Raw genomic sequence first — 13,639 nt, 5'->3', positions numbered from 1 at the left:
TCAGATTATGGAGCTTAGAATAAAACCTTTTCCGAAAAATATATATCCTAAAAGAGGACTTTTAATAAAAGGTTCCTCACTATTGATATGGCTTCAGGAAATGGAAGATCTGGGAATAAACTTAGATCAGGTAAAATGTTATGCTATTCCAGCCAATAATCCCAATGTATTGTATGGATGTTTTCTTGTGTTTTATGACCAAACCCCACAGGAGATTGGAAAGAATTTTTATTTTCAACGGGTGGATAACAAACTTTTTATCCCCGAAAATACTACGTTTTATCCAAAGGTTAATCCAGAGGAATGGGAATGGGTAGACTCAGACTTCCTCATCATGCATCCTGAATTTGGATTGGTAAAACTATCAGAACAGATCAATTGGATCGAATTGATTCAGGAACCGGAAAAGATAGAAGAAACAATCAGAAAACCTTTGAACGGAGTTAAAATTCCACAGACTATAGAAAGCTATACGGTGGAGATGGATGATGAAAAAATGCTCGAAGCATTACAGAAGCCTCAAACCGAAGAAGAATGGATGAACAGCCTGCCATTTGACCTGAAGAAAGTAATGGCCGGAAACAAAAAAGAAATTGAAAAATATTTAAAATACATTGAACAATATCCTGAAAGAGCTATAGAACTCGGAATTCCTTTAGATATCATGGGGACTTCCAGAGGCGACGGTTTTAGTAAATTCACCTGGCTTGAAGGGCTGTTCGGTAGTTCCAATGGCAGGCAGGAAAGTGCAGGTACTAAAAATTTCCGCAGAATATTTTGGATGGTTATAGTAATTGCTATTGTGCTAAAAATAGCTTTGCCGTCAGATAAAGATAATGCAGGAGAGGATGGAAATGTGGTTTCTTCCGGAAACATTGTAACAGATGCTGTAAAAGCTCCTTCAGACATGATTGCGTTTCATTCCGGTGTATCTGAAATAGATCAGAAGATAGACTCGATGTATTTTGATCAAAGGAAAGGTCTTTCCAATGAACTATTGAATGCAGGCCTGCAGGAAAGTAAAACGAAAAACGAAAAAGAAGAATATAAAAAGAAAGGAGGTAGAGAGGTAAACGCCATTGGTCATGATATTCAAAAGCTTAGCAGTAAGGAACAGCAAAGCCGCGATTCCCTTAAAACCATTTATACCAAAAAAATAACAAAACAGATTAAAGAAAGAAGTGAAGTACTGAAACGTAAAATTTCAGACTCTTTAAAGCAGTATACCAGAGGGAAACCTGTGAATGGAGATGTTGTCAAATACCTTTTAAAGAAAAAGCAGGTTCTGATGCAGGACTCTTTGGGTAAATTGTACGGAACCATTGATCTAGCCGATATGTCACCTCCGTCACCCATCAAAGATTCAAAAGTAAAAGGGATGGAATCAGGTGGCAATTCGCTGAAAGAGAATACTCCGGTTTCAGATATTCTGTACATGGTAATTCTTATGATTGCTGCTGTTGGATTGTATTCCTTCCTGTTTAAAAATAAATCATTGAATCTGGGTGGAGATAATGTTCCGGCATGGGTGAAATTCTTTCTGATTGTAATCCTGATTGCCATGTTAGTATACCTGTTTTATCCGTTGGTCAAGATGTTTGGTTACAACTGGTTTGTATGGATACTTGCTATTGGGGTAATGGTACTGCTTTACCGACTGTTCAGAGATGATAAAACCATTTTAAACTCTGATGATGATGAATAAACAAAAATTTATAGACAAGTTCATGGCTGCTTTTGTACTGCTGGCCATGTTTAAAGTCATCGGAATTGTAGCCCAGCTGTTCCATGAAAGCTTCTGGAGTGTAGTCGGAACTCTGGTGATCTTTTTAATTGTAGCATTCATTATTCTGATGGTCATTACTGCTTTGAAAGATAAAGAACAGAATGAGCGCAACTCAGGAAAAGGAGGAGCCGGAGGAGGAAACTTCTATTTAGAAAATTCACTGTTTGACAGAATCCGAAGCAAATATGAAGAGCTGGCTCAGAAATACATCGACGAAAAAGATTATAAAAAAGCAGCAAAAGTGTATATGAACCTGTTACAGGACTATTACAGAGGAGCAAAAATGTTGGAAGAAGGTGGATTCTATAACGAAGCAGCAGCAGTATATCTTAAAAAATTAAATAGCAAATCTGATGCAGCCAATTGCTACGAAAAAGCAAAACAGTACAAGAAAGCCATTGATCTGTACAAAGAAATGGAGCAGAAAGAAAAAGTAGGAGATCTTTATAAAGAGATTAATGATCTGAAAAATGCTCATATCTATTATCAGATGGTGGCGGAGGATTATACAACCAATAACCAGATGGTAAAAGCTTCACTCATATACCGGAAGAAAATGGAAAAGCCGGAAGAAGCTCAATTCATATTGCTCAAAGGCTGGGAAGAAGATAAAGATGCCTTTAACTGCCTGAATAACTACTTTGCCAATATTTTTGACGTTAACAAACTGGAAGTGGAAATAGAAGAGATATACAGGAAAACTCTGGCTTACAAAAAGGCCACTTATCTGGAAGCCATGAAATATGAATTTAAGAAAGACCCTAAACTACAGGCTGTCACAAGAAAAATAGCATATGAGATCATTGCTGAAAAAGTAGAAAACCGCTCAGAAATAATAAATGAGCTTAAACACTTTAATCCTGGTGATGAGGTAATACTTAAAGACATTTCAAGATTCAAGACCGGAAGAAACAAAATGTTTAGAAACTAAAGAATAAAAAAAATGGACAATGCCGTAAAATACCTTGATTTTAAATATGACAATAAAAATCCCTTTGAAATTGTACAGGAAACAATATCACAGGGAAAGCTTCCATTATTTGCAGTAAAAGATATTCTGGAAAAATTTCCTGCATTCTCATTAATGGAGGCTAAAGAAGTAGTTGGCATAGCTACCTCAGAACATAAAAGTCTTTACGATTATCAGGGAGGACTGCTCAGTCAACTTGAAAAAATAGAATAATAACTTTACAGTAAATCTAAAAAGGCTTAATTGTAAAAGCTCTGAACTTTAGTTATAATTACCTCAATAACTTCCATCCTCTCTCTTCCATCTCCCCGCTTCCTCGCCATCCTGTTTTTCAGTAGTTTTTCAAGAACATCTGACCTCATTTATTTTTAACAGAAAACTTATTAAAAATGTTGGATATTGGTAGTAGTCACTTCAATAACTTCCATCCCCCATCTTCCTCACCATCCCGTTTCCCGATAGTTCTTCAAAAGCTTTCCATAAAGTTCCAGATCCCCCTGATTGATCTTTACAATAGGATGAAAGATTCTCATAGCACCATCCACAGGATCTAAAGGTGGTATTTTCGTTTTTTCGAAGAGTCTTTCCCTTTTGGATTCTATAGCTCCGGTGGAAATCCAGCCCACATCCACGGCATTCATGAAAATACCATTTTTTACAAAATCAGAAGCAGAGGTTTTTGTGAGCATATTCAACGCTGCTTTGGTCATATTGGTATGTGGATGAAATTCATTTTTACTCTTATAGCTGAACTGGCCTTCGGTGGAGGTAACATTGATGATATGTTTGTGCTCGGCATCACTTTTTTTCATCAGAGGTTTCAATGCAGAGATCAGCAGATAAGGTGAAATATGATTGATGAGATTCACTTCCAGAAGCTCCTCAGTCCCGATTTCATCCATGAGGGAGTTCCAGCTGTTTTTGTCTCTGGAATCTTTAGGTTGCCCAAACCGGGTGACAGGTATTTCAGGCAGATCCTCGTGAGATAAAGTTAAAAAATCATGTTCCCTCTCATGAACGGGAGTTTTATTCTCAACCAGATTTTGAGGAATATGAGATAAAAGAAGCTTTTCCTTTACTATCAAAGGCTGATAATATTCCGAAGTATATTTGATAGTTTGAGCCGCATTGTTGATGAGAACCTCAATACTTCCAAAATTTCCGTAACAGTAATCAGAGAACTCCTGCACTGATCTCAGACTTCGTAAATCCAAACCATAAAGAAACAGACGGTCCTTCCAGACATCATAATCATTCTCTCTCTGAAACTGTTCGGAAGCCAGTGCCGGAAATCTTGAAGTTGCAATCACTTTTGCTCCGCTTCTTAAGAACTTTAAAGCTGCAGCATATCCTATTTTTACCCTTCCTCCGGTAATAATTACAGTCTGGCCAGTGAAATCATAAGTTAAATTCCTGTTTTTATAATTCTCATCAGCACAGGAAGGACAAAGCTTGTGATAGAAAAAATGAACCTGATAATAAGACTGATGACAGCAATAGCATAATTGAGGCTTTTGCAGTAATGAAAAAGACTGAATCGGCTCTTCAGTGTGAACATACAAAGTTTCATTGTCCAGAGCTTTCTTTACAATAACTGATTGTTTAAGAATTTCCAGATCAGAGCTCTTAGCATGTAATTCCTGATGATCTCTGTATTCCTCAGGATTTTTACTGATGTTCTTCTGAGCCTTTTTACGAATCGATGAGATCAGGGTTTTGAAACGCTGATTATCCGGATTATGCAATGGGTTTTCCTGAAGTACTTCCAGAACCTTCAGACAGGTTTCCCATTCTTCGTTGCTGAATGGATATGAGGCCATAATAGAATTTTGTGGGGGAGGAGGGTTCGAACCTCCAATTTCAACGTTAGCAGTGTAGTGTTTTTCCAGTTAAACTATCCCCCGTATTGGTGAACAAAAGTATAGTTTTCCGTTTTGAAAAACAATTTTTCATATCTTTGCGCCAGAAAATTATGACAATACAAAGAGCACATATCAATGCAGAACTATTCAAAAGTCCTTCTAATAAAGGATTATTAGGATATGATTGGATGATATGGAATGAGGCGAAATGTGCTGACTTTGGAAATTATTTACTGTAAACCCGTAAAAAATTAATCAAAATACAACAGAAACGTCTCGAAAAATCGAGACGTTTTTTGTTTTTTAGGTCAGAAATTATTTAGAATGAAAAAAAATAACCATAAACATGAAAAATTTTTAATTAACAATGCAACTTTAATACAATAAAATAGAGTGATAAGTAACCCAATGAGAGACAGTCATTTAGGTAATTGATATATCTGCAAAATATTGCGGACAGAAATCGCTCATTCTTAAAATTGGATGTAAGTATTTGATTTTCAATTATTTAATTTGAAAATTTATTTGCGGATTCCAAAAATTCATATTTACTTTGCAACCGAAAATTGAAAGCAACAGGTTTTCAGGATTCAACAAAAAATAATTTAAAAGCAAAACAAAAATAAAATGAAACAATTGCATAACATACTCAATCAGTATTCAGAACTATTCGGACAGGAACCGGCAGGGAGAGTGTGCAGTTATGATAGTGAAATTGTGGATAAAAGGTGCTTATATACGTGGATCAGCTAATGATCTTTCACGTCAGAATATAAACGAGCGCCTCCCAAAAAGAGGCGCTTTTTTTATGGTTTCTTTGGTAAAGCGCCGGTCTGTGGAACCGGAGAACAGGGTTCGATCCCCGGAGATACCCAATTAATCTCATGGCTTAAGACAGAATATCGGAATTGACCCGAAGGTTGTTTAGGGTTCAAGTCCTTCTGAGATAGCAAAATGGCTTCATAGCTCAACTGGATAGAGCATGGGTTTTCTAAACCCAGGGTTACAGGTTCGAATCCTGTTGAGGTCACAAAAGGAGAGTAGGCAAATATTGGTTTGTTGCGGCTTACTGCTAATAAGTTCTATGACAGTAGTGAAGGTTCGATTCCTTTGCTCTCCGCAAAAAAGGTCTATTGAGGTAATGGTAACCTGCCCGACTGTCTCTTGGGCACTGCGAGTTCGATTCTCGCATAGACCGCAAAGATTCGTAGAAAATCTCCGCTCCGGCTGTCTCCCGGAAAAGAATGGAAATGAATCTGCAAAACTGGAAAGATAACGGTGGTTGTTTACCCGCCTTGGACGCGGGAGGTCGCAAGTTCGAATCTTGCTTTCCAGACAAAATGATTAGTAATAAATAATCAGTAATAAATAGAAAGTAGTTTTTGCTATTAATCATCACTAATTACTATAAAACCGCCGCGGGAATGGTGGAACGGTAGACACACTTGATTTAGGATCAAGGCGCTGAGGGTTCGAATCCCTCTTCCCGTACAAATGATTTTGTAGCTCAATGGTAGAGCGCTGGTCTGTTAAACCAGAAGTTGAAAGTTCGAATCTTTCCAAAATCGCAGTGACTGAATGTTAATTGTTTCAGGAGAAAAATAAAAGTTTGTCGAGAGCAGAAGATCTTTACACCAAAACATAAAAATATAGACAAACTTTTTCTTTCTCAATCATAACAGTTAGAAGCTAAAAAAATATAATTAATACAATTTTAGGTAAAAATAAAGTCTGTCAAGCGCAGAAGTTCAAACACAAAAATAGAACAGGCTTTGTTTTTTTGAATAATGGGCATTAAAAATTACTCATATTAAAATCTGATGGTTCGCCGAAGTGGAAGAGTCGGGGCGGTCTGCAAAACCGTTGCGTGAGCTGAGTGGGTTTGAATCCCATAACCATCTCAAAGTAAAATTGTAAGTGAATAGAACAAAGTATTCATCACTTATAAGAATAAAGAATATCCTTTATTAGAAAAGAAAAATGTCTGTCAAGAGCAGAAGATCTTTAAGCCAAAACACAAAATACAGACAGGCTTTTTCTTTTTATCAATAATGAGCAATAAGTAAAGAATGATAGAAAAGTAATTTTCATCATTACTCATTACTTATAAAAAATCTGGAAGTACGCCGAAGTTGGAGAGTCGGGGCAGACTGTAAATCTGTTGCTTCATTGCTGAGTAGGTTCGAATCCTACTACTTCCACCCAACCGCTGATAATGTAATGGCAGCATGCAGGAACTATACTCTTGTTGTTTAGGTTCGATTCCTAGTCAGTTGGTCAAAGAGAAGAAAATATTAAATGCTCAATATAATTTTCGAAAGAAAGGCTTGTCAAGCGTAGAAGTTCTTTTTGTTAAGCAAATTTAAGACAAGCTTGTTCTTTTTTAATAATGAACAATAAGTAATTAACGATATAAAGTAGTTATTATCATGACTCATCACCAATTACTCATTGCTTATAAAATGCTCTATTCGTCTAACGGTAAGGACGCCTGCCTTTCGAGCAGAAAATAAGGGTTCGATTCCCTTATAGAGTACTGGATGTGAATAACTGGTCAATATTAAATTGATTTTAATACCATGAAAGTTCAGATAAAAAAATGGCCAGTTACCATTCACACAAATAAAGAAAAGAGAAAAGGTTTGTCAAGCGCAGAAGATCAAACAAAAAATATAGACAGCCTTTTACTTTTTTAATAATGAACAATAAGTAATGAATGCTAGAAAGAGGTTCTTGTCATTACTTATCAATCAATTATCATTTATGAATTATAAAAAGTATAGAACTTAAATATGTAAAAAAAATGGAAACGCAACAACAAACATGGCAGAATATGACCGGAAAAATTTTCCAACACTCTATCGCACAGCTGGTAGAAGAAGCCATTATTCGCGAACAGGCAAACGGACATCGTCTGAAAGTATGTGTGGGATCAGACTCTCACGTATATGGAGAAGCTATTAATTATGCTACGGCAGTAGTATTTATTCGTGAAGGAAAAGGAGCGTTTACCTTTATCAGAAAAGAAAGAGAAATACAGACCATCAGTATCAAAGAGAGAATGCTGAATGAAGTCAACAAATCTGTTGAAATTGCTTATGCAATCTGTTCTGTATTGGACATTTATGGAGTGGAAATGGAGGTACACGCAGACATTAATACCGATCCTGATTTTAAATCCAATGTCGCATTAAAAGACGCCATGGGATATATTCTGGGAATGGGCTATGTGTTTAAAGCAAAACCTTTTGCCTTTGCAAGCTCCAATTGTGCCGATATGATGGTATAATATGAGGCTGGAAGCTGGAAGTTTTAACGTTATAATATGAACTTCCATCTTCCATCCTAAAAATTAAATAATAAAAACTAATAACCATGTATTTTTTAATTCAGTCTAATGTGTATTTAGATCCGGATCATTACAAAATTTTTAACGCGTTGGAAGAATTGAATATTGATTATGATGTTATCAATATTCCGCCAACGGCAGATAAAATAGACTTTGAAACAGATAGAAAAGATGTTTTTGTATATGGCTCGGTGACGATTGCAAGATTGGCGAAACAGAATTCAGATTGGGTTCCAGGTTCTTTTTACGGAGGTAACCATTTATATGAGGTCTATTCTCAGCATTATGGTGAGAACCTTTTGAATCATAAAGTTTCTATTCATCCAATTTCGGAAGAATTATCGTGGAAAAAAGGTGAAGAAAAATTCATCAAACCATACAGTGAAGCGAAAATTTTTACAGGAAAAGTTTTTACAGAAACCGAATGGAAGGATTTTGTGTTTGAAGGACTGCAAAATCAAAACAACAGAATTACAACGGATTCTTTAATTCAGAGCTCTGAAGCAAAACGAACCATAAAAGAAGCAAGACTTTGGATCGTTGGTGGGCAAATCGTCGATGGCGGCTATTACAGATTTAATGATAATGCTCCTTTCGAAGAAAACGTATCACAGGACGGATTAGATTTTGCGAAAAAAATGATTCAACTGTTTACTCTCGAAGAAGCTTTTGTAATGGACATTTGTTTAACGGATGAAGGCTGGAAAATCGTTGAAATAAACTGTATCAACAGTTCCGGATTCTACCCCAATACCAACGTGAAAAGTGTGATCAAAGCATTGAATCTCTACTTTTCAAATTAAAAAAACAAAGACATGCTTTTGTATGATAAAATTACAGTAATAGACATAGAAGCTACATGCTGGGAAGACGAAAAGCCCCCTGAAAATCAGGAAAGGGAAATCATTGAAATCGGAATCTGCAAGCTGAATCTGTCAGATGGAAGCATCGAAGATAAAAGAAGTTATTTCGTAAAACCTTACAAATCCGAAGTAAGTGAGTATTGTACAAAACTTACCGGAATTACAGCAGAAAAACTGGAAAAAGAAGGAATCTCTTTTCAGGAAGCCTGTTCAAGAATAAAGAACAGGTACAATTCTCTGGTCAGAACCTATTCAGGATACGGAGGGTTTGATAAGGAAATTATTGAAAATCAATGTAGAGAATTGGGAACAAGATTCCCTTTCAGTGATACTTATATTGATTTGAAAATACTCATAAGTTTAATGAAAGGAGAGAAGCCCAAAGGTCTTTTAAAAGAACTCCAGATCAGGAACCTTGAATTTGAAGGAAATAACCACAGCGGAGCAGACGATGCTTATAATACCGCAAAACTATTATATCACGTGTTAAGAAAATAACACAGCAAAAAACTAAAAACATGACTCATAATAGAATAGCCGTTATCGGTTTACACGAACAGGAATACGAATATATACGACAACATTATGATGGTCTTATGATCTGGCATCAATCCATTCCAATGATAAAAGTAGTGGACGGAACATTATATGTCGAAAAAGCTCAGGGAGTAGGAATGCTTCCTGTAGATAAAGTGGTGTATCACGGGATTTTTGAAGAAGATCTTGATCTTATCGCCGGGTTGACAATTTGGAATGGCCCATGCTTTCCAAATGCATACGGAATGCTGGAATGCCGATTGAAAATTCCTTGTCTTGCCAAAGCGATGAAGTATTCAAAATTCAATTCCCAAAGAGGATTTATTTCTGCAGGAGCTTATGTGAATACCGATAGAGAGATGGTTGCAAAGTGGGGAAACTGGCATTGTGGAGAAAACAAGCATAAGTTTACAGGAAGTTGGGAAAGTACAGAAAACAGCATATTGGAGCCTTATTTTGAGGGAGATGCTGTAAGAATTTTAAACATAGGCGAAAAATCCTGGCAGATTAAGCTAGAAGGAGATACGTGGTTAAAATCCATACATCCGGACGATGCCCAATTCATGGAAATGGATGCGGAACTTTTACAGGATACCTTAATGTTGAAAGATAAAATAGGAATGGATGTTATCGCGAATGATTATATCATTCAGAAAAACGGAAACAAACATTTATTAGAAATTAATCATATTCCTAATATTACAAGGTTCGAAGAAGTAAGAATGCACTTTTTGAAGACCGTTGTAGATTGGATTGGTGAAGACTAAGTTAAAACTAAAACCATAGAAATGACCAAAAGACTATTGTTTCTGGATGATATCCGATATCCTATTGAGGCGTATCGCTATACCAAACAGGACATTTTTCTCAGAAGAGACTGGCATATTGTTCGGAATTACGATCAGTTTGTCAGCAGGATTCAGGAAAAAGGACTGCCGGAAATGATTTCTTTTGACCATGATCTTGCAGATGAGCATTATCTGAAAACAGATACTGGTGAATTTGTGGAAAAAACTGGCTATGACTGTGCAAAATGGCTGATAGAATACTGTATGGATAATTATTTAGACTTACCTAAATTCTATTGCCACTCCATGAACCCTGTAGGAAAAGAAAATATTGAAAGACTTTTAAAAAACTTTAAAAAATTGTAATGGACATTTTCAGACCTATTCAGGATATTAAAAATCATCTCAGCCTCAGCTTTAATGCACAAAGACACATTACCCAAATGGAAAATAACCAGTCAGAAATGACAAAAAGCTAAAAAAATGATTTTCAAAACATATAACTCTATAGAAAATGCTTACCAAACCCGTATGATCGATCAGATCAGATTGCAGGGCTTTGGGGATGAGGTTTTCATCGTACAGGAAAAAGTTCATGGCGCTAATTTCTCTTTCTTTACCGATGGAAAGGAGATTAAGATCGCAAAAAGAACAGCTTTTATTGAAAAAGATGAAAAATTTTACAATGCACATCAAATTTTGGAACAGTACAGAAAAAATGTAATTAATTTGTTTCAAAAAGTGAAAACAATATACCCGGACGTTGAAACAGTAGTCATTTACGGTGAATTGTTCGGTGGCAGTTACAAACATAAAGAAGTAGAACCCGTGAAAGATGCGATAAGAGTGCAGGCAGGAATTGAATATGCACCTTACAACGATTTTTATGCATTCGACATTAAGTTGAATGGGGTAACTTATTTGGATACAGATATTATCAACTCAATTTTTGAGGAGGCGGGATTTTTCTATGCTAAAACCTTGTTTGAAGGAACTTTAGAAGAAGCATTGAGGTTCCCGAATGTTTTCAATTCTAAAATCCCAACCTGGTTAGGATTTCCGGAAATGAACAATATGTGTGAAGGAACCATTATCAAGACCTTAAAAACCAGATATTTCGGTAACGGAGCCAGAGTCATTCTGAAAAATAAGAATGAAAAATGGATCGAAAAATCTAAAATGGTCAAAAAAGAAAATAAAATTGTTCAGAAACAGCTTTATTTCAGTGAAACAGCTCAAAATATCTGGGAAGAAATCCAGAGATATGTGACAGTGAACCGTTTGAATAATGTGGTGAGCAAAATTGGTGAATTTGAACCCAAAATGATAGGGAAAGTCATAGGCCTTTTTGCACAGGATATTTTAGAAGATTTTGAAAAAGATTTTCCGGCAGTTTTTACAACCATTGAAAAAGATGAGCAGAAAAGGATCAACAAAAAGTTGAATTCTTTAGTGATTGATATTGTGAAAGAAGAATTAAATTCAGCAAAAGCATAGTTTGGGATTAATGCCAATGAATAAGAGCTTTTGCCGCTAAAACAATTAAAGATGAAAAAGATAAGTACATTATTCAAAAAAGATATAAATAATTTAGGACGAGTTATTAACGAAATTAATCCTGAAAACAATTGGGTTTTTGATGGAAAAGCTATTGCTACGCAAAAGTTTGATGGTTCTGCATGTGCAGTGATCAATGGTAAATTATACAAAAGATACGATGCCAAAAAAGGTAAAACAGCTCCTGAAGGTGCAATTCCATGTCAGGAAGCAGATCTTACCACAGGCCATCATCCGCATTGGGTAGAGTGTAGCATGGAGAAAAAAGATGATCAGTACTTCTGGGAAGGTTTCAATGCGTTGGCCGAATTGGGCAAGGTAGAAGATGGTACTTACGAACTTATTGGTGAGAAAGTACAGGGAAACCCAGAAAATATTAAAGGTCATTTATTAGTAAAGCACGGAAATAATATTCTGAGTTTAGAAAGTTTGGATTTTGAATGTATCAAAAACTTTCTGAGCAATCCTGAGAATAATATGGAAGGTATTGTTTTCCATCATACAGCAGATAACCGTATGTGTAAGATCAGGAAATCTGATTTTGGTATACGTAGAAAAGCGATAAAAGAACTTATTGTTTAAATAAAGATGAAGTTTCGGTAATTTATTTTACCGGAACTTTTTTATGTATAAATACAACCACAACTTAAAAAGCCAAGCATGTCATTATGCATATAGATTGAAAGCATTCAGACATAACAGAGAAGTAGAGAGAAACAGATATTTTTACGAGTACCTCAATTGGAGACGTAAAAATTCCCTCCCTTGGAGGAGTGGCAAAAACTAAAAATTTTTGACGGGGTGGTTTTAAAATAAAGAAAAGAAATGTTACAAGCAGAAATAAAAAGTCTTTTAAAAGAAGACATCAGTATATTAGTAAAAGTTCCTAACTCAGGAAAATATTATTTATGTGATTGCGGTGAAGCGAGTTTGCTTACGGTGAAAGAAGCACAGACAACATCAGCAATTTTCATCAGTCATACCCATATCGATCACTTTGCCAATTTTGATGGTATTTTCAGACATCAGATTGGAAGTGGAGAAAAAGTGATTATCTGTGGGCCGCAAAATATTCATGAACAGATTGGAGCCAGATTAAAATCGTACACCTGGAATTTAATAGATGAAAATGCAATTGAATATCAAATCCATGAGATTGTTTCCAAAGAAGAAATTAAGATCTATACCATTCGTCCTCCTTATTGGAATCTTGAGTATATAAAGACTCAGAACTTTCTTTTTGAAGATGAATATGTACATGTAGATTTTGCCATTCTGGATCACAAAACAGATTCCATTGCATACCTGTTTAAAGAAAAAGATTCGGTAACGTTCCACGAAAATGTCTCTGATTTTAAGAAAGGAAAATGGATCAGCGAATTGAAAACAGCCTTTGAAAATAATGATCCGGATAAAGAAATTGAAATAGAAGGAACGCTGTATAAAGCATTAGGTCTGTTTCATTTGCTGACCAGAAATAAAGGCTATAAATTAGGAGTCATCATGGATCATGCAGCAGATGAAGACAATTATAAAAAGATAAAAGAAGTTTTCAATAATACAGATATGGTGTACATTGAAACATTTTACAAAGACGAAGATCAGGAATTTGCCAAGATGAATCACCACAGTTTTGCCTCTGCATCAGGAAAGATTATGAAGGAATGCAATGTGAAAGAAGCTATTCCTATCCACTTTTCAAGAAGATATACTGAAAACGACCAACAGGAAATTGAAACCGCTTTTTATAAAGCATTTAGAAACTAAAAACCCTCAAAATTCCCCTCTTTACAAAAACCTCAGTTGAAGACGTGATATTCCCCTCCTCCGAAGCTCATCTTGTAGTGGTTTTGAAATAAGATTAAATTTGTACTGTGAAAGATTTTGAAAATATCAAGGGCCTACGTCCTCAGAAAATAAATAATTT

The 13,639-nt window shown here is 35.7% G+C and carries 14 protein-coding genes and 10 tRNA genes; 21 read left to right on the top strand and 3 right to left on the bottom strand.

What is annotated here, in order from left to right:
• Positions 1–7 precede the first annotated feature (7 nt).
• Genes M2372_RS22670 through M2372_RS22660 form a run of 3 tightly spaced genes read left to right on the top strand, consistent with a single transcriptional unit; the run spans position 8 to position 2,969 of the window.
• Positions 8–1,705 (top strand): APC family permease, encoded by a 1,698-nt coding sequence (locus M2372_RS22670; protein ID WP_123321493.1) that lies wholly within the window; start codon positions 8–10, stop codon positions 1,703–1,705.
• On the top strand, positions 1,692–2,717 hold the full coding sequence (locus M2372_RS22665) for a soluble NSF attachment family protein (RefSeq protein WP_259081194.1): 1,026 nt from the start codon (positions 1,692–1,694) through the stop codon (positions 2,715–2,717). Before M2372_RS22670 ends, M2372_RS22665 begins: the two co-directional genes overlap by 14 nt.
• 12 nt (positions 2,718–2,729) lie before the next feature.
• Positions 2,730–2,969 carry a hypothetical protein gene (locus M2372_RS22660; protein ID WP_123321494.1) on the top strand — a complete coding sequence of 80 codons (240 nt, stop codon included), beginning with the start codon at positions 2,730–2,732 and terminating at the stop codon, positions 2,967–2,969.
• Between the two features lie 26 nt (positions 2,970–2,995).
• Here the strand turns inward: M2372_RS22660 and M2372_RS22655 are convergent, their stop codons facing one another.
• The 3 genes from M2372_RS22655 to M2372_RS22645 form a co-directional block, all read right to left on the bottom strand.
• The gene (locus M2372_RS22655) at positions 2,996–3,118 is read right to left on the bottom strand and encodes a hypothetical protein (RefSeq protein ID WP_259081192.1); all 123 of its coding nucleotides are present in this window, start codon (positions 3,116–3,118) and stop codon (positions 2,996–2,998) included.
• 78 nt (positions 3,119–3,196) lie between these two features.
• Positions 3,197–4,576 (bottom strand): SDR family NAD(P)-dependent oxidoreductase, encoded by a 1,380-nt coding sequence (locus M2372_RS22650; protein WP_123321495.1) that lies wholly within the window; start codon positions 4,574–4,576, stop codon positions 3,197–3,199.
• Between the two features lie 11 nt (positions 4,577–4,587).
• A tRNA-Ser gene (locus M2372_RS22645) sits at positions 4,588–4,660 on the bottom strand.
• 68 nt (positions 4,661–4,728) lie between these two features.
• Between M2372_RS22645 and M2372_RS22640 the strand changes: the two genes are divergently transcribed.
• The 18 genes from M2372_RS22640 (at position 4,729) to M2372_RS22555 (ending at position 13,479) form a co-directional block, all read left to right on the top strand.
• Positions 4,729–4,857 carry a penicillin-binding protein gene (locus M2372_RS22640; RefSeq protein ID WP_185018980.1) on the top strand — a complete coding sequence of 43 codons (129 nt, stop codon included), beginning with the start codon at positions 4,729–4,731 and terminating at the stop codon, positions 4,855–4,857.
• A gap of 717 nt (positions 4,858–5,574) precedes the next feature.
• Positions 5,575–5,648 (top strand) — tRNA-Arg (locus M2372_RS22635).
• Positions 5,649–5,653: 5 nt separating this feature from the next.
• Positions 5,654–5,738 (top strand) — tRNA-Ser (locus M2372_RS22630).
• Between the two features lie 7 nt (positions 5,739–5,745).
• A tRNA-Asp gene (locus tag M2372_RS22625) sits at positions 5,746–5,816 on the top strand.
• Between the two features lie 66 nt (positions 5,817–5,882).
• Positions 5,883–5,954, top strand: a tRNA-Pro gene (locus M2372_RS22620).
• 82 nt (positions 5,955–6,036) lie between these two features.
• Positions 6,037–6,109 (top strand) — tRNA-Leu (locus M2372_RS22615).
• A 5-nt stretch (positions 6,110–6,114) separates the two neighbouring features.
• Positions 6,115–6,186 (top strand) — tRNA-Asn (locus M2372_RS22610).
• Positions 6,187–6,437: 251 nt separating this feature from the next.
• Positions 6,438–6,519: transfer RNA gene (locus tag M2372_RS22605), tRNA-Cys, on the top strand.
• A gap of 216 nt (positions 6,520–6,735) precedes the next feature.
• Positions 6,736–6,819: transfer RNA gene (locus M2372_RS22600), tRNA-Tyr, on the top strand.
• Positions 6,820–7,082: 263 nt separating this feature from the next.
• Positions 7,083–7,154, top strand: a tRNA-Glu gene (locus M2372_RS22595).
• 267 nt (positions 7,155–7,421) lie between these two features.
• Entirely contained in the window at positions 7,422–7,907 is a 486-nt protein-coding gene (locus M2372_RS22590) for a ribonuclease H-like YkuK family protein (RefSeq protein WP_115971972.1), read from the top strand.
• 86 nt (positions 7,908–7,993) lie between these two features.
• Positions 7,994–8,770: an ATP-grasp domain-containing protein gene (locus M2372_RS22585; RefSeq protein WP_115971971.1), complete on the top strand. Its 777-nt coding sequence runs from the start codon at positions 7,994–7,996 to the stop codon at positions 8,768–8,770.
• A 12-nt stretch (positions 8,771–8,782) separates the two neighbouring features.
• A complete protein-coding gene (locus tag M2372_RS22580) occupies positions 8,783–9,328 on the top strand; it encodes a 3'-5' exonuclease (RefSeq protein WP_123321496.1) in 546 nt (181 codons plus the stop codon).
• A 20-nt stretch (positions 9,329–9,348) separates the two neighbouring features.
• Positions 9,349–10,134 (top strand): hypothetical protein, encoded by a 786-nt coding sequence (locus tag M2372_RS22575; RefSeq protein WP_123321497.1) that lies wholly within the window; start codon positions 9,349–9,351, stop codon positions 10,132–10,134.
• A 21-nt stretch (positions 10,135–10,155) separates the two neighbouring features.
• Complete coding sequence (locus tag M2372_RS22570; RefSeq protein WP_409013152.1) at positions 10,156–10,521, top strand: cyclic-phosphate processing receiver domain-containing protein; 366 nt, start codon at positions 10,156–10,158, stop codon at positions 10,519–10,521.
• A 117-nt stretch (positions 10,522–10,638) separates the two neighbouring features.
• Complete coding sequence (locus tag M2372_RS22565; protein ID WP_123321499.1) at positions 10,639–11,652, top strand: RNA ligase, Rnl2 family; 1,014 nt, start codon at positions 10,639–10,641, stop codon at positions 11,650–11,652.
• Between the two features lie 51 nt (positions 11,653–11,703).
• A complete protein-coding gene (locus M2372_RS22560) occupies positions 11,704–12,294 on the top strand; it encodes a DUF5565 family protein (protein WP_123321500.1) in 591 nt (196 codons plus the stop codon).
• Positions 12,295–12,537: 243 nt separating this feature from the next.
• The gene (locus M2372_RS22555; RefSeq protein WP_123321501.1) at positions 12,538–13,479 is read left to right on the top strand and encodes a peptidase; all 942 of its coding nucleotides are present in this window, start codon (positions 12,538–12,540) and stop codon (positions 13,477–13,479) included.
• Positions 13,480–13,639: the final 160 nt, after the last annotated feature.

Origin of the sequence: Chryseobacterium sp. BIGb0232 (assembly GCF_024810195.1) — a bacterium.
GTDB lineage: Bacteria > Bacteroidota > Bacteroidia > Flavobacteriales > Weeksellaceae > Chryseobacterium > Chryseobacterium pennae.
The sequence above is the reverse complement of the archived record's forward strand: the minus strand, read 5'-3'. Positions and strand labels throughout refer to the sequence as shown.